The sequence below is a fragment of the Roseiflexus castenholzii DSM 13941 genome, assembly GCF_000017805.1.
In the GTDB taxonomy this organism is placed as follows: domain Bacteria; phylum Chloroflexota; class Chloroflexia; order Chloroflexales; family Roseiflexaceae; genus Roseiflexus; species Roseiflexus castenholzii.
The window spans coordinates 1-20,645 of sequence record NC_009767.1; the positions used below are offsets into that span (position 1 = coordinate 1).

Below are 20,645 nucleotides of genomic sequence, written 5' to 3' on the forward strand. Positions count from 1 at the left end.
TTGTCGCTTTACCGGCGCCCCGCCTCATTCCTCATAAACAAGCGATAACAATCCCGCAGGATCGATGCAGTACACAAAGTTATCCACGACTCTGCAAACCGTTGGTCGACATAGCAAAAGGGCGAGTGCCCGATCTCACAATCACGACCACTGATCGGAGAGTGCAGGCTATAAGGAAGTGCAATAGAGCGAAGCCGTCTTCTGGCTTGAAAAGTTGAGAGGCATGGAGTATGATCGGTGACACGAGCAAACCATACGCGAAGCTCCTCACGAAGAGAAGCGCTGGCTGAACTATCGCACCAACGCCACGCTGGAGTCCAATGGCTGTGCTCCAGGAGGTTTTCGTCTGTCAAAATCAGGGAGGTTGCTGTGAACCTCACCAAAGTCTGGAACACAACCCTGGGATCGCTTCAGGTCCAACTGCCGCGCCACGAGTACAACACATGGGTGCGTGGCGCCAACCTGCTCGATATCGATAATGGTGTGGCGATCATTCGCGCGCCAAATGCCTTCATCAAAGAAGGTCTCGAGAGCCGCTACCTGACCACGCTCCGCGAGCAATTGGGATCGGTCGTCGGGTTTCCTGTCGATGTCCGCATTGTTCTGGCAACGTCTGAGTCTGAGCGGATCGACGGTGCATCGATCAATGGCAGGCATGCCGCTCGCGATACACGCAAAAGCGACCATCACGCGCCACTGTCAGGCGGGTATGGCAACGGCATAAGCCATCCTCTTGAGCGCGCATCGGTGCATCAACTCGAACTGCATCGGGCAGTGCGATCCAGCATGCTCAATCCGCGATATACCTTCGACCGCTTCATCATCGGCCCAAGCAACCGCCTGGCAAACGCAGCCTGCATGGCCGTGGCGGAACATCCAGCCCAGGCGTACAACCCGCTGTTTCTGTATGGCGGCGTGGGATTGGGAAAAACGCACCTGTTGCACGCTATCGGCAATTTCGTGCTGGATCGCGATCCAGAGGTGAATGTGCTGTATGTCTCCTCGGAAACCTTTACCAATGACCTGATTAACTCCATCCGTCGCCAGCAGACTGAGGAGTTCCGTATTCGCTATCGGAATATCGATATTCTGCTGATTGATGATATTCAGTTCATTGCGGGCAAGGAGCAGACGCAGGAAGAATTTTTTCATACCTTCAATACCCTGCACTCAGCCGGCAAACAGATCATCATTTCATCGGATCGGTCGCCCAAAGCGATCCTGACGCTCGAAGAACGCCTGCGCTCGCGCTTCGAGTGGGGGCTGATCGTCGATGTGCAAATGCCCGACCTTGAGACCCGCACGGCGATTCTGCGCGCAAAAGCGGAACAATCGCCGGTTCCGGTGCCACAGCCGGTGATTGATTTCCTGGCTCAACGCATCCAAAGCCACATTCGTGAACTTGAAGGGTGCCTCAATCGGGTGACGGCATACGCGCAAATGTATAATATTCCGGTCACGATTGAGGTGGCGACGGCAGCGTTGAGCGAATTGCTCGATACGAACCGTCGCAAGCGGGTCACTCCCGAGGCGATCCTGCGCGAGGTTGCGGCGTTCTATAGCGTTGATCTGCGCTCCCTCCAGGGGCGCGGACGCAGCCGCAATATTGTCACTCCCCGTCACGTGGCAATGTATCTGCTCCGCGAGGAGACCGACTCCAGCCTGATGGAGATCGGGCAGTTGCTCGGTGGTCGCGATCATACGACGGTGATGTATGGATGCGACAAGATCGCTGAAGAGATCAACACCGATGCACGGCTGCGCCAGGAAGTCGCTGCGATTCGTGAGCGGTTGATGAACAGCGCTGTGTAGCGTGAGGTCTGCCATCCGCAGCGAGCCGCCGTTCGTATGTCGCTTTAAGAGCAATATGGTCTCATCACGGTCGGCTGTCTTCACCCGGCGCCGACTCCTCTTAATACACGATGATCCACAGTCATACACGCTGCTGTCGGGCATTCAGGCAGCGCCTGATCGTGATGGTCGCGGCAGTGGCGCTGCTGGTTGCATGTGGCGATCCCGCTGCGACTGTTGAGCCACGCGCCCGGCTTGCCGTCGCCGAGGCAATGGCCGGCGGCGCCACCGCCGGTTTTGCCCGCGCAATTGAGCCGCGCCCTTTCGTTTTCCCACGCGACCACGGTCCCCACCCTGAGTATGCCATTGAGTGGTGGTACTACACCGGAAATCTCCAGTCCGTCGAAGGCAGGCGCTTTGGCTTCCAGTTGACTATTTTCCGCACCGGACTGATGCCTGGCGACCCGGAGCGCCCTTCAGCATGGGCATCGAACAGCGTCTATATGGCACACTTCGCACTCAGCGACATCACCGGCGGAACCTTCCATGCCTTCGAGCGCTTCAGTCGCGGCGCTGCCGGGCTTGCCGGGGCGCAGAGCGAGCCATTCCGCGTCTGGCTGGAAGATTGGGTTGCCGAAGGACAGGGACCCGATGGCATGCCTATGCGTTTGTACGCCGCCGAAGGGGATGTGGCCATCGATCTGACGCTGGCGGCAGGCAAACCGCCGGTGTTTCAGGGAGACCGCGGGTTGAGCCAGAAGAGCGCCGATGGAGGGAATGCGTCGTACTACTACTCCTTTACCCGTATGCCGGTCAGTGGCGCTGTGCGCATCGGGGGCATGACGCATCAGGTGCGCGGATTGGGCTGGATGGACCGGGAGTGGAGCACAAGCGCGCTTGGCGAAAATCAGGTCGGCTGGGACTGGTTCGCACTCCACCTGGACGATGGACGTGATCTCATGTTTTATCGGTTGCGCCTGCGTGATGGAAGCATTGATCCCTACAGCAAAGGGGTTCTTGTGAGCGCAGACGGAGCGGCGCGACGCCTGAGCGTCGATGATGTGGCGCTCGAGCCGCTCGATGAGTGGACGAGTCCGCGGAGCGGCGCGACCTACCCGGCACGCTGGCGACTGCGTGTGCCTGCGGAAGCGATTGACCTCACTCTGACGCCGCTGCTGGCAGATCAGGAGTTGCCGGCGACAGTTGTGTACTGGGAAGGGGCCGTTTCCATCAGCGGCAGTGCAAGTGGCAGCGGGTATGTCGAAATGACCGGTTATACCCCGGCAGACAGATAAATGCCCATATACTTTCATAAGACACGACAGGAGAGGCTGTGGAGCATCGTCTGACCTGTAAGGTCTACTACGAAGACACCGACGCCCTCGGCGTCGTGTATCACGCCAATTACCTCAAATACCTCGAGCGTGGGCGCAGCGAGTACGTGGAGCGGTTTGGCAAGTCGATCTGGGAGTGGAATCAATCCGGTTACTACATCGTCGTCTATGCGATGAACATTCGCTTCAAGCGCGCTGCACAACTCGGCGACATCCTCGACGTTGTTTCCACCTTCACCCTGCAATCGCCATACCGGGGGTTGTTCAAGCAGCGCATCGAACGCGACGGACAAACCTATGTCGAAGCCGATGTGGAACTTGCGTGCCTCGACCCGCAGTTCAACCTGCGCGAGTTTCCGCCAGAGTTTCGTTCCTGACAACCGGATATGCGGGTGCGATCTGCGCGTCCCCTTCTCACGGTTGCGCCCCAATCAGACGCACCACATCAGCGCGAGTCAGGTGCAATCCGGGCGGGAGATGCCCCGGCGGATACGATTGAAGGTCCTCAGTGTCGAACACCAGGTGCAGCGCCACAATCGAAGGTTCGCGTAGTATGGCGCGGAGCAACTGCGCGAGGGAGAGGAGACGAAGCCGTGGAACGTCTGGAGGGTGGACCAGACGATTGCGTTGGGCGAAACCCAGCGCGGCATCGGGAGACGGAAACGCGAGCAGGGTGCGGGAACGTTTCTTTCCATTGTCCGATCCAACGCGCCCGCGGGGCAACCAGAACACATAGAAAATATCACCTCCTGCGTGCATGCGCAGAGCGGCGAGTGCAGCGTGCAGCGCCTCGAGGTTGAGACCCTGCTCGGCGGCAAGTGCGTGAACGTCGTCGTCCATTCAGGCAGGCAACCTCCAGGTTGCAAACGTAAAATTGATAATGTCGGTGCGCTCGATGGCAGCCGCGAACAGAAGCAGGATCAGCAGCAGCAGCAGCAAGAGCAGCAGCGCCGAAAACGCCTGGCGACGCGCGCTAACGCCGTTATCGGTCAACTCTTCCGTGGTATTCGATTGGGTGTCGCCGGTATCACTGTTCATGAAGAGTCTTGCCTTCCACTGGTGCGCCTGCATCCATGCCTTCCCGGTGGCGCGGTGGCAATGTGCAATGGCGCTTCGCTCGCACCGTCAATCCTTCAACGTTCCACCCTCTGATCGTTCAGCGCCGCCCGAACCTGTTCCGCAATCGCCTGGAGTTCAGACGGGTCGGCAGGATGCGGCGTCCAGGGTCGAAGCACGTGGTCTCCCTTCCAGCGCGGTATCAGATGGACGTGGTAATGAAACACCACCTGCCCGGCGGCGGCGCCGTTGTTCTGGACGACATTCAATCCATCGATGTTCAGCGCAGCGCGGAGCGCCAGCGCCACTTTCTGCGCCGTCTGCGCAACCGCCGCAATCAGATGTGGCGGTGTGGTGAAAATGTCCGGGTGCTCTTCCTTACAGATCACCAGCGTATGCCCCCGACTGGCGGGATTAATATCCATAAACGCCAGCGTCTCGTCGTCCTCATACACTTTCGCTGACGGCAGTTCACCACGCACAATGCGTGAAAAGACAGATGCCATACTTCTCCCTCCCAGGATACTCCAAAATGCTCAACGTCGACTCAACCACTCCTGAAGCGCTTCATCACTCCAGGTGTTCGCCACCTGCGCCGCACCAGCCCAACCGCGCCGAGCCGTGACGACGCCGAACCGCATCCACGCCAGATTGTCGGGATGGTGCGCATCGCTGTTGATGGTAATGACAGCGCCAGACGCCAGCGCGCGCCGCACTGCGGCGCCATCCAGGTCGAGGCGGTGCGGTCCGCTGTTGACCTCCAGCAGCACGCGATGCTCGGCAGCGGCATACGCCAGCGCATCGATATCGACCGGCGCGCCGTCGCGTGATCCCAGCATCCGCCCCACCGGATGCCCGATGATATCGACGTGCGGATTGCGCACGGCGCGGATCAACCGCTCGGTCGCTGCTTCGGGCGACTGACGCAACTGAATATGTGCCGAAGCGACAACAATATCGAGTTCCGCCAGCACATCGTCGGGCAATGCCAGATTTCCTTCAGGAGTGATATCGACCTCGACGCCGTGCAGGATGCGAAACGGAATACCGCGCGCCGCATATTCGGCATTCAATGCTGCGATCTCCTGGCGCTGTGCGCGCAGGCGCTCTGCATCCAATCCGTGAGTCATCCCCATATACGCGCTATGGTCGGTGATAGCGATATGGGAATAGCCACGGGTGCGCGCGGCTTCTGCCATGGTGCGAATATCGGCGCGTCCGTCGCTCCAGGTGCTGTGCAGATGGAGATCGGCGCGGATGTCGCTGAGTTCGACCAGGCACGGCAACGTGCCGGCGCGCGCCGCCTCGAACTCCCCCTCGTCCTCGCGCAATTCCGGTGGAATCCAGGGCAGACCGATGGCAGCGTACACCTCTTCCTCGGTGGCGCATGTCAGCAGCGTGCCATCGGCACGACGGAAGCCATGCTCGCTGAAACTCAATCCCTGCGCCAGCGCCAGCTCACGAAAGTGGATATTGTGCGCTTTACTGCCGGTAAAGTGCTGCAACGCCGACCCCCACATGCCCGGCGGAACCGCGATCAGGTCCGCCTGCATGCCATTATGGAGCAGAATGCTGGCTTTTTCGTCCCCTGCCGACTCGACCCGTGCCACGAGCGGCAGCATCGTAAAGGCGCGCACAACAGCGGGCGCATCATCGGCAGCCGCCAGAATGTCGAGATCGCCAACAGTGGGGCGGCCACGGCGCAGGCTGCCGGCATACGCCGCCTGACTCAGCGCCGGCACAGCGGCGCGCAGAGCGTTGATCAACGCTTCGGCACTATCGATCGCGTGCGCCAGCAGCATCCGACGCTCCTGCCGCTCCGCCGCGCTGATGCCTTGCAGAATGCTGTCAATGGTTTTCGCACCAAACCCCTTAAGGGCCGCCAGGCGCCCGGCTTCGGCAGCAACCTTCAACTCTGCCAGGCTGGTGATCCCGAGTTCGCGGTAGAGGCGACCGGCAGTGCGCGGACCGATGCCAGGAACGCGCAGCAATTCACGCACGCCGGGAGGAACCTTCTCCCGGAGCCGGTTGTAGTACGGCAACTCCCCGGTATCGAGGAGTTCGCCGATCTTTTCGGCGATGGCTTTGCCAACGCCAGGGATCTGCTCTAATTCACCGCGAGCGCGGTAGGTCGCCAGCGGCGCCGGCAGATGACGAATCACATCGCCGGCGCGCCGATACGCCTGCACGCGAAACCGATCCTCGTCCAGAATCTCCATCAGATCGGCAATGGCGCTGAAAACTTCCGCAATATCGTGATTAGTCGGGTATGCTGTCATATTTTCTGGTCCCCGACGCGCATTATAGCATGTCGGGGTATCGGTGGTGCTGTTGCTGCAATCGGGAAGGGCGCCGCGAACGCTCGAGCAGACCTGAAGCCGGGTCCATGCTTTACAAACGGTGTGCAATCGCATATAATGACAATCGCCAACGGTATGCAATAGATAACGTTGGTGAGGCAACCCCGAGCGGGAGGCTGAGAGCATGCTCTCAGTCGTTTCATTTACGCGCACGATGCGGCGGGTGACCACACCCCCTGTGTCATCCCCATCAGGAGCATGGTCAACGATGCAATCGGGCGCGCATGCGCGTCGGGTCCATTGGGGTATTTCCTGCCTGCGTCACCGCTGCGCGCGGCGCACAGGGAACGCCTCACAGCGCCAGATGCCGCTCCACGACGGCGGCGAACCGCAACGCAGGCGGGCACAGCAGGAACAAGCGTCGGAAGAAGGCAAGAACGATGAGCGACAAACCAGCATACCTCACTCGTGATGGGCGCGCCAGGCTCGAAGCCGAGTTGGAAGAGCTTGTCACCAAGGGCCGCAAAGAGATCGCAGAGCGCATCAACGCTGCAAAGGAATTGGGTGACATCTCAGAAAGCGGCGAATATGAGGATGCCAAAAATCAGCAGGCTCATCTCGAAGGTCGCATCCGCGAGATCAAGAGCATTCTCGCCCGCGCTCAAATCATCGATGAAGAGAACGGCAGCAACCACGAAGTTCGCATCGGCTCGCGCGTGACCGTGCGCATCGACGGTGAGCACGAAGAAGAAACCTGGACAATCGTCGGCAGCACGGAGGCAAAACCGAGCGAAGGCAAAATATCGAATGAGTCGCCCATCGGCGCAGCGCTGCTCGGCAAACGACCAAGCCAGCAGGTTACGGTGGAGACGCCCTCCGGCACTATGAAACTCACCATCCTCAACATTCAGTAACCGCACTGCCTGTCGGCGGTTCCACGACCGAACGCGCGCGGATGTCATCCAAAGGGGGTGATGTTCGCGCGCGTTTCGATGAATACGTCTGAATCCATTTGCGTTTTAACCATAATGGCGTATCATAGGCGCTATGGAACTCAACGAACTACAGCAACAGCGCCTTGCGAAACTCGAACGGCTGCGCGCCGCGGGCATTGATCCGTATCCGCCACGCGCGCAACGCACCCATACGATTGGGGAGGTCCTTGCCGGCTTCGATCAATTGATGGATCGCGGTGAACAGGTGACTGTCGCCGGTCGGATTGTCGGTGCGCGCCGGGTGCTAGGCAAACTGGCGTTTGCCCATATCGAAGACGAGTCGGGGCGAATCCAACTCTGGCTCAGTCGCGGCGACCTTGGCGACGAGTGGTTCGACCGGTTTCGCGACGATCTCGATACGTTCGACATTGTCGAAGCCAGCGGAACCCTGCGCCGCACGCAACGCGGCGAACCTTCGGTGTTCGTCACGCGCATGGGAGTGCTGGCAAAGTCGCTCAACCCGCCACCCGAAAAGTGGCACGGGCTTTCCGATATCGAGGAGCGCCATCGCCAGCGATACCTCGACCTGATCGTCAATCCCGAGGTGCGCGACGTGTTTCGCACCCGCGCGACGATCGTCCGCACGATGCGCCGGTTTCTCGATGAACGTGGTTTTCTCGAGGTGGAAACGCCAACCCTGCAACCGATCTACGGCGGCGCGTCTGCCCGCCCGTTCATCACCCATCACAACCAACTGAAGCAAGATCTCTATCTACGCATCGCCGTCGAACTCTACCTGAAGCGCCTGATCGTTGGCGGTTTCGAGCGTGTCTACGAGATCAGCAAGGTCTTCCGCAACGAAGGGGTCGATCGCACGCATAACCCTGAATTTACAATGATGGAGTGCTACCAGGCGTATGCCGATTACCACGATATGATGCGTCTGGTGGAGGATCTGTATCGCGCGTTGGCGCTGGAAGTCACCGGAAGCACAACCATTGTGTTTCAGGGACAGACGATCGATTTTGGTCCTGCATGGCGGCGCGTCTCGATTCCCGCAGCGATTGCCGAACGTACCGGCATCGATATTCTCGAATTGACCGAACTCGAACCGCTTCAGGAGGCAATTCGCGCCGCCGGGCTGAAGGTCGATCTCAAGCCGGGTTGGGGGCGACAGGTCGATGAACTGTTCAGCGTCTATGTGCAACCGGCGTTGATCCAACCGACCTTCGTGCTCGATCATCCGGTGGCGCTGTCGCCGCTGGCCAAACGACGCCCCGATCAACCTTTGCTGGTCGAACGTTTCGAGCCGGTCGTGGCAGGAATGGAGATCGGCAATGCTTTTACTGAGTTGAACGATCCGCTCGACCAGGAACAACGCTTTCTCGAACAGGGGCGCGCCTATGATGCTGGCGACGATGAAGCGCAACAGATGGATGTCGATTTTCTCAATGCGCTGATGTACGGCATGCCGCCAACCGGCGGTTTGGGGATCGGCATCGACCGGACGGTCATGCTATTCACCGATCAGCCGAGCATTCGCGAGGTGATCCTCTTCCCGCATCTGCGACCGCGGGAGTGAGAATGTGCGGATGACACAAGAAGGGTCGATAGGAGGATGAATGGTCCCACGGGCATGGGGGAGGAAGCATTGCCACGATCGTTTACCATCGAACGGGAGAATTTGCCCGAAACTGTGCAGGGCTGGCTACGCGCCGTCGGGCTTGGCGACGAGGAACTGGTCGAACTGATCTTTACGGAGAACGAGGTGTTGCTGCGTCGCCCGATGAGTCCGCAGTTGCGTGAATGGGCGCGTGGTGTGAGCGATAAGTACGATAAAATGTTTCGTGAACTGGCGGGAATCTGAGCGAACTAAGAACCAAGAACTGAGAACCAGACACCATTCGGCAGAGGAACAGGTCTTGCGCCTGCCCGCCTCAGGTCCTTACGGACGGGTTGGAGGACTTCTCAGAGAGGCTGACGCAAAGGCGCGACAACGCAACGGTGTATGATAGTGGCTGCGGGGCTTTGCGCCTGTGCGTTCATTCGAGCAATGTTGTGGCATGATCCAGTATCTGACAACAGACGATGTGCTGGACCTGCATACGTATGCGGTTTTGCGGTATGGGGGGCGTCTGGGGATCGCCAGTCACGACCGGTTGATGTCGGTGGTGACGGCGCCGCGCCAGGTGCTCTTCGAGGCTGAGTTGTACCCTGATGTGCCGAGCAAGGCTGCGGCGTTGATGTTTCTGATGATCAAGAGCCGCCCCTTCGTCAGCGCCAACGAGTCGACGGCGCTGCTCTGTATGCTGCGTTTTCTTGCCCTCAATGAAGCATCGCTACGCAACGACGTGGCGGAGGCGGAATTGCTCTGGCTGGTGCGCTCCGTTTCCAACTCCGACCTGGATCGCGGCGGGGTCGAGCACTGGCTGCGTCAGCGCCTGGATCACTCGGCATAACTTGATAGAGGTGAGCATGGCAACAGTGCTGGTCACCGGGATCGGCGGCGTGCTGGGGAGCCTTGTTGCCGGCATTCTGGCAACACAGCCACGCATGCGTGTGGTTGGCGTGGGACGGGTCGCTCCTGAACAGATGCCCGCCGATGTCGAGGTGCGCGTGTGCGATATGAGCGGCGAAACACTGCTCACCATGATGCGCGCCTCGCGCGTGGATGCGGTTGTCCATCTTGACATGTCCGGCGAAGAAGAGACGCTCCCCTACGAGATTCCCGGTCGCGGCAATGTGTATCGCGCTATCGAAGTGCTCGGCGCCTGCCATGCCGCAGAGGTGAAGCGCATTGTGATGCGGAGCAGCACGCTGGTCTACGGCGCGCGCGCCGACGCACCGCTGTTCTTTGCGGAGACTGCGCCACTGTCCGGCGGCGCTCCCGCCGGGTTGCTTCAGGATTATATCGAGATTGAACGTCTGGTGGCTGATTTCAAAGCGCGCCATCCCGATGTGAAGATTACGATGGTCCGCTGTGCGCCGGTTGCCGGCAATGGCGTCCGCTCGCCTGTCGTGCAGTTTTTTACCCGTCGCCCGGCGCCGATGCTGGCAGGGTTCGACCCGCGGGTGCAGGTGCTTCACATCCACGATGCCGCCGTCGCACTCGCGCTGGCAACTCTGAACGATCAGGTCGATGGCGCGTTCAATGTCGCAGCGCATCCTCCCCTGCTCCTGTCGCAGGCAATTTTGTTCGCCGGCGGGCAGCCGCTGCCGCTGCCCGCGCTGGCGTTTCAGGCGGCATCGTTCCTGGAGCCGCTTCGTTCGCTGATCGGCACGCTGCCATTCCCGATCGAGTATCTTCAGTATGCATGCGTGGGCGATACCCGCCGCGCGGTGTGTGCGTTGCACTGGGAACCGCAGCGCCGGCCAGATGAGACGCTGCGTGAATTCGCTGCGGATCACGCATGATCCGCCGGCGCTTCACGCCTTGTTGAGAGTGCATCTATGTCTGATTCGAACAACGACGTCGAACGTGACCCCACACCACCTGCGGCTCGTGCGCGAAAACGCACAACAACACCGTCCGCCGGTCCGAAACGCCCCAGGAGTGAACAGCGCACGGCTTCTTCCAGAAAGAAGCGCGCAGCCGCGACCGAACAACCTGAAATAACCGCATCCGTTGTTCCAGAGGAGGTGGACATGTCGGACGCTCCCGAATCGAACACCCACGATCAGTCTCCAGCGATAGATGAATCGAATGTCGTGGAAGGACTTCAAGAGACTGCGCCTGCCGTTGAAACGGAAGAGCATATCCCGCTCTCCGACGCTGTTCCTGCGCCCGCTGAAATCTCTGCGCCGGAGCCGGAAGAGGCGCCGCCGGCGCCAGAGGAAGAGATCGGCGTGGCGTATGCCGGTGAACGCCCCCCGCCGGTCGATCCGGTTGCAACACTGCGCGCCGAAACTGCCGCAGCCGTGCAGGAGCTGGAAGTCGAGATCCGCAATCAGACCGAAGGATCGGCAGAAACCCGCGATCTGGCAGCCGACCTCCTGCGCCTGATCCGCGAGAACCTTGAGCGCCTGCGCCCGCCGGCGCTCGATAATGTCGTGACAGCGCTACGCCAGAATGTGTTCAACAGCGACTATCTCGACCCGGATTTCTGGCGTGGTATCGCCATGGTGCTTCAGTATCAGGTCACCGAACTGACGGCGCTGATCCAGCGCCGGCTGCGCGGCGAGTTTGCCGTTGACGCCTACGGGATGGACTCCGAACTCATCGAGTTGGTGCGCCCGGTTGCCGGTTTCCTCTACCGTTCCTGGTGGCGCGTCACGAGTGAAGGACTCGATGGCATCCCCGCTGAAGGACCGGCGCTGCTGCTGGCGAACCATTCCGGCGTCCTGCCGTGGGATAGCGCGATGATTGCCACCGCCGTGCTCGAAGATCATCCATCACAGCGATTGGTGCGGTCGCTCCACGACCCCTGGATGATAACCGTGCCCGGTCTTGCGCCTGCCCTTGCCGCATTCGGTCAGGCGCCGGCGCTGCCGGAGAATGCGGCGCGCCTGCTGGACGACGGTCAACTCGTCTGCGCTTTTCCAGAAGGCGCGCAGGGGGCAGGGAAACTCTTCTGGAACCGCTACCGCCTGACCGGTTTCGATGCGCGCGACTACATTCGGGTTGCGCTGCGCGCCGGTGCGCCGATCATTCCCGTTGCCGTCATTGGCGCCGAAGAGATCTACCCGATGCTGATCAACGTCCGCCCGGTCGCCCAACTGCTGAACCTTCCCTACTTCCCGCTGACGCCGCTGTTCCCGTGGTTTGGTCTGCTGGGCATTACACCACTGCCGAGCAAATGGTCGATCATCTTCGACACGCCGATTGACCCATCCGTCTATGGTGCCGCAGCCGCCGACGATCCGACGACAATTGCGCAGATCAACGATCTGGTACAGCGCCGGATTCAGTCGCTGCTCGATGAACGCACCGCCGCGCGACGGTCGATATTCTTTGGGTGAGCGGTGCGAGGCAAACGGCAAGCGACGGGACGGTGGCACGGGCAAGGGGGCGCATTCCCCGTTTCACGCGCGACGGTTGAACCCGCGAGCCGAGCAATCCGACGCAACCATCTTGCTTCGTGTCGCTTCGCGCTCTTCGTGGATTACCCGGCGCGCGGCAAGCAGCAGGACGGTGGCACGGGCAAGGGGGCGCGTTCCGCGTTTCACGCGCGACGGTTGAACCCGCGAGCCGAGCAATCCGACGCAACCATCTTGCTTCGTGTCGCTTCGCGCTCTTCGTGGATTACCCGGCGCACGGCAAGCAGCAGGACGGTGGCACGGGCAAGAGGGCGCATTCCGCGTTTCACGCGCGACGGTTGAACCCGCGAGCCGAGCAATCCGACGCAACCATCTTGCTTCGTGTCGCTTCGCGCTCTTCGTGGATTACCCGGCGCGCGGCAAGCAGCAGGACGGTGGCACGGGCAAGGGGGCGCATTCCCCGTTTCACGCGCGACGGTTGAACCCGCGAGCCGAGCAATCCGACGCAACCATCTTGCTTCGTGTCGCTTCGCGCTCTTCGTGGATCACCCGGCGCGCGGCAAGCAGCAGGACGGTGGCACGGGCAAGAGGGCGCATTCCGCGTTTCACGCGCGACGGTTGAACCCGCGAGCCGAGCAATCCGACGCAACCATCTTGCTTCGTGTCGCTTCGCGCTCTTCGTGGATTACCCGGCGCACGGCAAGCAGCAGGACGGTGGCACGGGCAAGGGGGCGCATTCCCCGTTTCACGCGCGACGGTTGAACCCGCGAGCCGAATAATCCGACGCCAACCGTCTTGCTTCGTGTCGCTTCGCGCTCTTCGTGGATCACCCGGCGCACGGCAAGCAGCAGGACGGTGGCACGGGCAAGGGGGCGCATTCCCTGTTTCACGCGCGACGGTTGAACCCGCGAGCCGAACAATCCGACGCAACCGTCTTGCTTCGTGTCGCTTCGCGCTCTTCGTGGATCACCCGGCGCACGGCAAGCAGCAGGACGGTGGCACGGGCAAGGGGGCGCATTCCCTGTTTCACGCGCGACGGTTGAACCCGCGAGCCGAGCAATCCGACGCAACCATCTTGCTTCGTGTCGCTTCGCGCTCTTCGTGGATTACCCGGCGCGCGGCAAGCAGCAGGACGGTGGCACGGGCAAAGGGGCGCATTCCGCGTTTCACGCGCGACGGTTAAACCCGCGAGCCGAATAATCCGACGCCAACCGTCTTGCTTCGTGTCGCTTCGCGCTCTTCGTGGATCACTATCGAAGCGCCAGGGGGGCAGTGGACCGTTGCAGATTGGACGTGATCGCTCTAACCCCTCACCCCTAACCCCTCATCCTCGCTCCTCTCGCCCGCTTTCACATCCTGGCTCTCCGCCAGGCGTTGCTCGAGGCGGTCCAGGCGCGTCTGCACCTCGCGCCGCCAGGCGAGGTCGGCAATCTCCTGAGCGCGAACGCGGTAAAGCACCTCTTCCATAAGGCGTCGCGTCCCACCGATCCGATCTGCCAGGAGGCCAATGAGAAAGATGATGAACCCAAGAATGAGCGCCGTACTGCCGACCGCCAGCGATTGTGCGTTGTCCTGCGGGAAATTATCGACCAACTGGCGCATCAGGTAGACATACAGCGCGCGCCCCAGAAAGAGAAAACCGGCGATCAGAAACGGAAGCGCAATATAGGTGAACGTCTTAAGTGGCTCATATGCGGTATAGGTGCGCACAATCGTTGACGCCTGCCGTTTGATGAAGTTCCAGTTTCCGGTGTGTAACCGCGACGCCCGGCGCACCGGATTGGTCGAAATCGGCACCGTCTGGATCGTCAGACGCCGTTTGCCCGCCTGGATCAGGTTTTCCACCGTGTACGAAAAATCACTCGTCACAAACGTGCGCAGCGCTGCTTCACGCGAGAGCGCGCGAAAGCCGCTCACCGTATCCGGCACGTTCGTGCCCGAAGCCCAGCGCACCACACTGCTGCCAACCGCCTGCAACATTTTCTTGAGCGGCGAAAAATGCACATTACTCTCGATCTGACGGTCGCCGATCACCATATCCGCCCGTCCTGCCAGGATCGGCGCGATCAATCGAGGAATCTCGCGCCCTGGGTACTGATTGTCTCCATCGGTATTGACAATAATATCGGCGCCGAGGCGCAGCGCCGCATCGATGCCGGTCTGATAGGCGGCTGCCAGCCCTTTGCGACTGGTATGGCGCACCACATGATCGGCGCCGTGCGCCAGGGCCACAGCAATGGTATCATCGGTGCAACCATCGTCGATGATCAACACCTCGACGCTCTCAACGCCAGGGATGGCGCGCGGAATGTCGGCGAGAACGCGCGCAATCGACTCAGCCTCGTTGAGCACGGGGATTTGGACAATCAGTTTCATATGTGTTACGAATGTGTCATCTCGTGTGCAGCGCGATTCTAGCCGAGCATGGCATAATTGTAAAGTACAGGTCCCTGACTGAACGATGATGCCGTGGTGGTATGGACCGATCAACACTCGACTGTCGTGAAGCGCGGCGATTGATCGATATCGGCATTGCCCCAGGCGCCGGGCGCCCTGATCGTCGCGCCCTGGGATTCCATCTTGCCGGCTGCGCAGCCTGCCGCACCTATCGCGCGCACAGGGGCGATGCGCTGCTCGCTGCGCTGCTGGAAACGCCGCCCGATCCCGGTTCCTCCCCGGCAACGCAACCTCCGCAACAGTTACCGCGTGCGATACGGATGATCCGCTTGGCGAGCCTGACACTGACCGGAGTCGCTGCTATCCTGGGTCTGCTCTTCGTCGGACGTCTGGCAATCGCCTTTGCCTCAATTGCAGGCAGTATGAGCGCAATGGCAGGACGAGCCGACCAAACGCAGATCGCTCCACCTGCGACAATCCCGTCGGAACTGGCGACTCTCGTCCCGCCGACGGTGCCGCCGCCTGCCTGGATATACGCCCCCGCGACGACACCGGTGTTTCCTTTGGAAACTGCGACACCGATGCGTATGATCGAACCCACGGAACCGGCGCGTCCGACCGTTGCGGAGGCGCCGGTCGTCCCGGTTGCGTCATCGCCGACGATCGTCGCGCCATCGTCGATTTTGCCGACCATCACACCCATTCCGCTGCGCCCCGATTATCGTCCCGGGGCGCCGACTCCCCCGTTGGTTCCGCTCCCCACGCTGTCGAACATTCCTCAGCGCGCGCCGCCGCCAGGGACAGCGATCAATGTGCTGCTGCTGGGCATCGACCGGCGACCGGGCGAAACGTTCCCGGCGCGCGCCGACGCCATTATCGTAGCGCGCATCGAACCGGAGCGCCGCCGTGTTGCCTTGCTCTCACTGCCGCGCGACCTGGTGGCGCCGATTCCGGGATGGGGGTGGTCGCGGATCAATGCTGCGTCCGTCTACGGCGAACTCAACCCGACGCTCGGTGGAGGCGTCGCGCTCACGCGGCGCACGATCAGCGAGTTTCTTTCTATCCCTATCGATTACACCGTTACCGTCGATTTTACCGGCTTTATCGGCGCGATCGACGCGATTGGCGGCGTGACGATTGATGTGCCGGTCGAACTCTATGATCCACTCTATCCGACAATGGACTACAGATACACGGTTGCGCACTTTCGCCCTGGCATCCAGCATATGGACGGCGCGCGCGCGTTGATGTACGCCCGTATCCGACATATGGACAGCGATTGGGAACGGATGAAGCGTCAGCAGGCGGTCATCATTGCGGCGCTCGCACAGGTGCGTGAACAGAACGTCGTCGGGCGCCTCGAAAGCATTGCAGCGTCGATGACCGCGTTACGCGGCTACGTGACCACTGATATTCCTGAAACGCAACTGCTCGGTCTGGCGTGGGCATTCCGCGACTTCACACCCGATCAGATCGAACGCTACACATTCGATGCCAACTACGTCAGCACCGGCGCACCGGACGATCCCTACGCACAGTATGCGCTGCCAGGAGCGGTTGACGATCTGCGCGCGCGTTTGCTGGGGCAGTGAACATGCACATTGTTCGTATCTCACGCTGGTATGATACGAAGCGTCCTCTGGCATGCGCGCCTGCCCGATATGCTTCCTGCACCGCAGAACACCCGCGCGATTGCAACGCACATCTCCGTTGCTCCGGCAGGCGCTGAACTATGGGCATCGAAAGAATCGGCACTGTTTGGGAGGAGACAGGAATGGATGAAGATCACAGCTATCGTCGCCTTGAAATGACCGTTCTGATGACCCCCGACATGGCAAACTTCGCCGGGCGCGTGCATGGCGGCTCGATCTTGAAACTGCTCGATCAGGTGGCATATGCCTGCGCTGCCCGCTATTCCGGCTCATATGTGGTAACGGTTTCGGTTGATCGAGTTGTGTTCCACGAGCCATTGTATGTGGGTGAGCTGGTCACCTTTCTGGCATCGGTCAATTACACCGGCACGAGTTCGATGGAAGTTGGCATTCGGGTGATGGCAGAAAACATTCAGGCGCGTAGCGAGCGCCACGTCATGACCTGCTACTTCACGATGGTTGCGGTTGACGAGCATGGCAGACCGCACCGCGTCCCCTCATTTACACCCGCCACACCGGTCGAGCAGCGTCGCTGGAAAGCGGCACAGTTGCGCCGTGAACTCCGCCGCGAGATTGAACGGCGCAGCCTGGACATTCGGCTGCATCCCGACGAACTTGCCGCAGAACACGAGTCATCCAGACAGCACGAGACGCAGGGATGACGGTTTATCACACGGCGCGGAGCGAGGAGCACGAGGGTGACAGGCAGGAAGGTGGCGCGTTCCATTTCCATGCTGCGCGTGTGCAAAGGTGTAACACGTGAACGCCGCGCCATCCGCAAAGGTCTTTCTTCGTGCCGCTTCGCGTCCTTCGTGGATCTCACTATACGAGGACCCAAGGGGCAGTTGACCATCGCAGATTGAACGCGATCGTCCTGATACCTATCCCCCGCCCTGACGTCGCTCGAACCAGACGATTCCCGCCAGCATTGCCGCAGCGAGCAATCCTGCGGCAACATACCCATCAGGCGCGCGCGCCTGCGAGATGTACACCGCCACCATTCCCGCGCCGCATCCCAGCAGGTAACAGATCAGCACCGCTTCACGACGAGTCAGACCGAGGGCAGTGAGGCGGTGCGATACATGATCCTTCCCCGGTGTGGTCAATGGGTTTTTGCCCCGGCGGAGACGAGAGACGAAAACCAGTGACGTGTCGAAGATCGGCACTGCCAGGACACACACCGGCACCAGCCATGTCACCCATGGAACATTGGACGGGAAGCGCAATTTGATCGCCAGCGCCGCCAGGAGAAACCCCAGGAAGAGCGAACCGGCATCACCCATGAAAATCGTCGCCGGGTTGAGATTGTAGCGCAGAAAGCCAACACACGCACCGATCAGCGCAGCAGCCATCGCTCCGACCAGGTATTGTCCGCTCATCGCAGCCAGGAGCAGGAAATAAGCGGCAGCAACCGTCGTCACTCCTGCCGAAAGCCCATCCATATTGTCGAGCAGATTGAGCGCATTCGTGATACCTACTACCCAGAACAGTGTTATCGCCCAGTTCATCCATTCAACCGGGAAGAGACGCACCTGGGTTCCGCCAAGGATCAGGATCGCACCCGCCAGCGCCTGAGCGCCAAGTTTCACATAGGCGTTCAATCCCCAGCGGTCATCGGCAAGACCAAAGAGCGAGACCAGCGTAGCGCCGAGCAGAATGCCGATCAACTCACGCACATATGCCTGATCGCCAAACAGGATGAGCGCCACGACAAACGCTGTGTAGATCGCGCCGCCGCCGAGCAGCGGCACCGGCGCGAGGTGCAGTTTGCGTGCCGCCGGCGCATCGACCACGCCGGTGCGCAATGCCACCCGCCGCGCTACCGGCGTCGCCAACACCGAAAAGAGCAGGGCAGTAATGAAAATCAGGAGGATTTGGGTCATCGGGGCACCTGCGAGCGAGAGCGCAAACAAAATTGTAACTCTTGCAGGATACTATATATCATACTGAACATTGTGGGAAGTTAAGATGTATGCCCGAGGAGATGCCTCAGGCGCCTGAACCGTCGAAAGGGGACGTTTATGGTCGCACCATCGGTCAGCCATCCGTCGCTCGCGCAGGCTGTCTTTCCACGTGCATCATGGGTGCGCGATCTGCTGCTCGTTGTTGGGGGAGTGATCGTTGTGGCGCTGCTGGCGCAGGTTCGGATAGCGCTGCCGTTTACGCCAGTTCCGATCACAGGCCAGACGCTGGGGGTGATGTTGATCGGCGCGGCATACGGATGGCGATTGGGGTTCATCACGCTGGCGACATATGTGGCATCAGGAGTCGTGGGGCTGCCGGTCTTCGCGGGTGGTGCCGCCGGTCTGGCACGTCTCTTCGGTCCGACAGGCGGGTATCTGGTGGCGTTTCCGCTGGCGGCGGCATTGATCGGTTTTCTGGTGCAGCGCTTCGGCGTTGATCGCCATCCGTTGCGTATGGCGGCGTCGATGGCACTCTGCTCGGTGCTCATCCTGGGGTTGGGTTCGACGTGGCTGGCATTCGCGCTTCAGACCAGCATGAGTGATGCGCTGGCGAAAGGCGCGTTCCCCTTCATCCCCGGCGATCTGGTCAAGATGACGATTGCGGCGCTGCTCCTGCCCGGCGCATGGCGCCTCATAGGGCGCGCTGGCGTTCATGAGAACGCCCCTCAAGGGTAATACCAATGACCGGTGACCATCCGGCATGGTCACCCTGAGCAGCGCGCGGGGTCGTGCGCGACCCGCTTAGATTCCGCGCTGCGCGCGGAATGACACGCATGCGGCTGCTTCAATCGTCATTGGTATCACCCCGCGCCGCACGCCGCACGCCTCGCGCCTCTCATACCAATGACCGGTGACCATCCGGCATGGTCACCCCGATCAGCGCGCGGGGTCGTGCGCCACCCGTTCAGATTCCTCGCTGCGCTCGGAATGACCAGCATGCGGCATTTTCAAGCGTCATTGGTATCACCCCGCGCCTCGCGCCTCTCCCCTCGCGCCTCTCCCCTCGCGCCTCGCCACAGATGCGAGATAAATCTCGCGCTACGCCATTGTCGGGCCCCTCACCCCTCGCGCCTCGCGCCTCGCGCCCCGCGCCTCGCGCCTCGCGCCTCGCGCCTCTCCCCTCACCCCTCGCGCCTCGCGCCTCTCCCCTCGCCCCTCGCGCCTCGCGCCCCGCGCCTCGCGCCTCTCCCCTCGCGCCTCGTCCCTCTCATCCCGCGCCTCTCCCCTCTCCCCTCGCGCCTCGTCCCTCTCATCCCGCGCCTCGCGCCTCTCCCCTCGCGCCTCGTCCCTCTCCCCTCGCGCCTCGCGCCTCTCCCCTCGCCCCTCGCGCCTCTCCCCTCGCCCCTCGCCACAGATGCGAGATAAATCTCGCGCTACGCCATTGTCGGGCCCCTCACCCCTCGCGCCTCGCGCCCCGCACCTCGCGCCTCGCGCCTCTCATACCAATGACCGGTGACCATCCGGCATGGTCACCCCGAACAGCGCGCGGGGTCGTGCGCCACCCGTTCAGATTCCTCGCTGCGCTCGGAATGACCAGTCGCTGCGCTCGGAATGACCAGTCGCTGCGCTCGGAATGACACGCATACGGCATCGTCAATCGTCATTGGTATCATCCTTCGCCTCGCGCCTCGCCCCTCGCGCCTCGCGCCTCTCCCCTCGCGCCTCGCCACAGATGCGAGATAAATCTCGCGCTACGCCATTGTCGGGCCCCTCACCCCTCGCGCCTCGCGCCCCGCACCTCGCGCCTCGCGCCTCTCATACCAATGACCGGTGACCATCCGGCATGGTCACCCCGAACAGCGCGCGGGGCGTGCGCGTCCCGCTTAGATTCCGCGCTGCGCTCGGAATGACACGCATGCGGCTGCTTCAATCGTCATTGGTATCACCCCGTGCCCCTCGCCCCTCGCCCCTCACCACAGATGCGAGATAAATCTCGCGCTACACCATTGTCGGGCCCCTCACCCCTCGCCCCTCGCGCCCCGCGCCTCGCGCCTCTCCCCTCTCCCCTCGCCACAGATGCGAGATAAATCTCGCGCTACGCCATTGTCGGGCCCCTCACCCCTCGCGCCTCGCGCCTCGCGCCTCTCCCCTCTCCCCTCGCGCCTCGCGCCTCTCCCCTCTCCCCTCGCGCCTCGCGCCTCTCCCCTCTCCCCTCGCGCCTCGCGCCTCTCCCCTCGCGCCTCGTCCCTCTCATCCCGCGCCTCTCCCCTCTCCCCTCGCGCCTCGTCCCTCCCATCCC

At 61.5% G+C, this 20,645-nt stretch carries 20 protein-coding genes; 13 read left to right on the forward strand and 7 right to left on the reverse strand.

Annotated features, from left to right (window positions below; translation table 11 throughout):
* The first annotated feature begins 369 nt into the window (after nucleotides 1-369).
* The 3 genes from dnaA (at nucleotide 370) to RCAS_RS00020 (ending at nucleotide 3,502) form a co-directional block, all read left to right on the forward strand.
* Nucleotides 370-1,812, forward strand: coding sequence for a chromosomal replication initiator protein DnaA (gene dnaA, locus RCAS_RS00010; RefSeq protein ID WP_011997546.1), 1,443 nt, complete (start codon nucleotides 370-372; stop codon nucleotides 1,810-1,812).
* A 110-nt stretch (nucleotides 1,813-1,922) separates the two neighbouring features.
* A complete protein-coding gene (locus RCAS_RS00015) occupies nucleotides 1,923-3,086 on the forward strand; it encodes a lipocalin-like domain-containing protein (protein ID WP_011997547.1) in 1,164 nt (387 codons plus the stop codon).
* A gap of 38 nt (nucleotides 3,087-3,124) precedes the next feature.
* Nucleotides 3,125-3,502 carry a YbgC/FadM family acyl-CoA thioesterase gene (locus RCAS_RS00020; protein ID WP_011997548.1) on the forward strand — a complete coding sequence of 126 codons (378 nt, stop codon included), beginning with the start codon at nucleotides 3,125-3,127 and terminating at the stop codon, nucleotides 3,500-3,502.
* Between the two features lie 37 nt (nucleotides 3,503-3,539).
* On the opposite strand, the gene RCAS_RS00025 is transcribed toward RCAS_RS00020, so the two are convergent.
* The 4 genes from RCAS_RS00025 to polX all read right to left on the reverse strand — a co-directional run bounded on the left by RCAS_RS00025 (nucleotide 3,540) and on the right by polX (nucleotide 6,460).
* Complete coding sequence (locus RCAS_RS00025; protein WP_011997549.1) at nucleotides 3,540-3,965, reverse strand: hypothetical protein; 426 nt, start codon at nucleotides 3,963-3,965, stop codon at nucleotides 3,540-3,542.
* A complete protein-coding gene (locus tag RCAS_RS00030) occupies nucleotides 3,966-4,163 on the reverse strand; it encodes a hypothetical protein (protein ID WP_232280106.1) in 198 nt (65 codons plus the stop codon).
* A 95-nt stretch (nucleotides 4,164-4,258) separates the two neighbouring features.
* Entirely contained in the window at nucleotides 4,259-4,687 is a 429-nt protein-coding gene (locus RCAS_RS00035) for an HIT family protein (protein ID WP_011997551.1), read from the reverse strand.
* Nucleotides 4,688-4,717: 30 nt separating this feature from the next.
* Nucleotides 4,718-6,460 carry a DNA polymerase/3'-5' exonuclease PolX gene (gene polX, locus RCAS_RS00040; protein WP_011997552.1) on the reverse strand — a complete coding sequence of 581 codons (1,743 nt, stop codon included), beginning with the start codon at nucleotides 6,458-6,460 and terminating at the stop codon, nucleotides 4,718-4,720.
* Nucleotides 6,461-6,921: 461 nt separating this feature from the next.
* Between polX and greA the strand changes: the two genes are divergently transcribed.
* From greA to RCAS_RS00075, 6 genes are all read left to right on the forward strand, one after another.
* Entirely contained in the window at nucleotides 6,922-7,395 is a 474-nt protein-coding gene (gene greA / locus RCAS_RS00045) for a transcription elongation factor GreA (protein WP_011997553.1), read from the forward strand.
* A 133-nt stretch (nucleotides 7,396-7,528) separates the two neighbouring features.
* Complete coding sequence (gene lysS / locus RCAS_RS00050) at nucleotides 7,529-8,998, forward strand: lysine--tRNA ligase (protein WP_011997554.1); 1,470 nt, start codon at nucleotides 7,529-7,531, stop codon at nucleotides 8,996-8,998.
* 69 nt (nucleotides 8,999-9,067) lie between these two features.
* Nucleotides 9,068-9,283, forward strand: coding sequence for a hypothetical protein (locus RCAS_RS00055; RefSeq protein WP_041331322.1), 216 nt, complete (start codon nucleotides 9,068-9,070; stop codon nucleotides 9,281-9,283).
* Nucleotides 9,284-9,479: 196 nt separating this feature from the next.
* Nucleotides 9,480-9,875 (forward strand): type II toxin-antitoxin system death-on-curing family toxin, encoded by a 396-nt coding sequence (locus RCAS_RS00060; RefSeq protein ID WP_011997556.1) that lies wholly within the window; start codon nucleotides 9,480-9,482, stop codon nucleotides 9,873-9,875.
* Between the two features lie 16 nt (nucleotides 9,876-9,891).
* Nucleotides 9,892-10,830, forward strand: a complete 939-nt coding sequence (locus RCAS_RS00065; RefSeq protein WP_011997557.1) for an NAD-dependent epimerase/dehydratase family protein — start codon at nucleotides 9,892-9,894, stop codon at nucleotides 10,828-10,830.
* 231 nt (nucleotides 10,831-11,061) lie between these two features.
* Nucleotides 11,062-12,375, forward strand: a complete 1,314-nt coding sequence (locus RCAS_RS00075; protein ID WP_011997558.1) for a lysophospholipid acyltransferase family protein — start codon at nucleotides 11,062-11,064, stop codon at nucleotides 12,373-12,375.
* A gap of 623 nt (nucleotides 12,376-12,998) precedes the next feature.
* On the opposite strand, the gene RCAS_RS00080 is transcribed toward RCAS_RS00075, so the two are convergent.
* A complete protein-coding gene (locus tag RCAS_RS00080) occupies nucleotides 12,999-13,271 on the reverse strand; it encodes a hypothetical protein (protein ID WP_041330089.1) in 273 nt (90 codons plus the stop codon).
* A gap of 424 nt (nucleotides 13,272-13,695) precedes the next feature.
* Nucleotides 13,696-14,769 (reverse strand): glycosyltransferase family 2 protein, encoded by a 1,074-nt coding sequence (locus tag RCAS_RS00085; protein WP_011997559.1) that lies wholly within the window; start codon nucleotides 14,767-14,769, stop codon nucleotides 13,696-13,698.
* A 101-nt stretch (nucleotides 14,770-14,870) separates the two neighbouring features.
* Here RCAS_RS00085 and RCAS_RS00090 point away from each other — a divergent pair, with 101 nt between their 5' ends.
* From RCAS_RS00090 to RCAS_RS00095, 3 genes are read left to right on the forward strand one after another with little or no spacing between them, the layout of a single operon-like run.
* Nucleotides 14,871-16,382, forward strand: a complete 1,512-nt coding sequence (locus RCAS_RS00090) for an LCP family protein (protein WP_011997560.1) — start codon at nucleotides 14,871-14,873, stop codon at nucleotides 16,380-16,382.
* Nucleotides 16,383-16,412: 30 nt separating this feature from the next.
* Nucleotides 16,413-16,601 (forward strand): hypothetical protein, encoded by a 189-nt coding sequence (locus RCAS_RS24695; RefSeq protein WP_157042488.1) that lies wholly within the window; start codon nucleotides 16,413-16,415, stop codon nucleotides 16,599-16,601.
* The gene (locus tag RCAS_RS00095) at nucleotides 16,565-17,104 is read left to right on the forward strand and encodes an acyl-CoA thioesterase (protein ID WP_011997561.1); all 540 of its coding nucleotides are present in this window, start codon (nucleotides 16,565-16,567) and stop codon (nucleotides 17,102-17,104) included. Before RCAS_RS24695 ends, RCAS_RS00095 begins: the two co-directional genes overlap by 37 nt.
* 219 nt (nucleotides 17,105-17,323) lie before the next feature.
* Here RCAS_RS00095 and RCAS_RS00100 read toward each other — a convergent pair whose 3' ends face one another.
* Nucleotides 17,324-18,325, reverse strand: a complete 1,002-nt coding sequence (locus RCAS_RS00100; RefSeq protein WP_011997562.1) for a glycosyltransferase family 4 protein — start codon at nucleotides 18,323-18,325, stop codon at nucleotides 17,324-17,326.
* Between the two features lie 138 nt (nucleotides 18,326-18,463).
* On the opposite strand from RCAS_RS00100, the gene RCAS_RS00105 reads away from it, so the two are divergent.
* The gene (locus RCAS_RS00105; RefSeq protein ID WP_011997563.1) at nucleotides 18,464-19,081 is read left to right on the forward strand and encodes a biotin transporter BioY; all 618 of its coding nucleotides are present in this window, start codon (nucleotides 18,464-18,466) and stop codon (nucleotides 19,079-19,081) included.
* Nucleotides 19,082-20,645 lie beyond the last annotated feature (1,564 nt).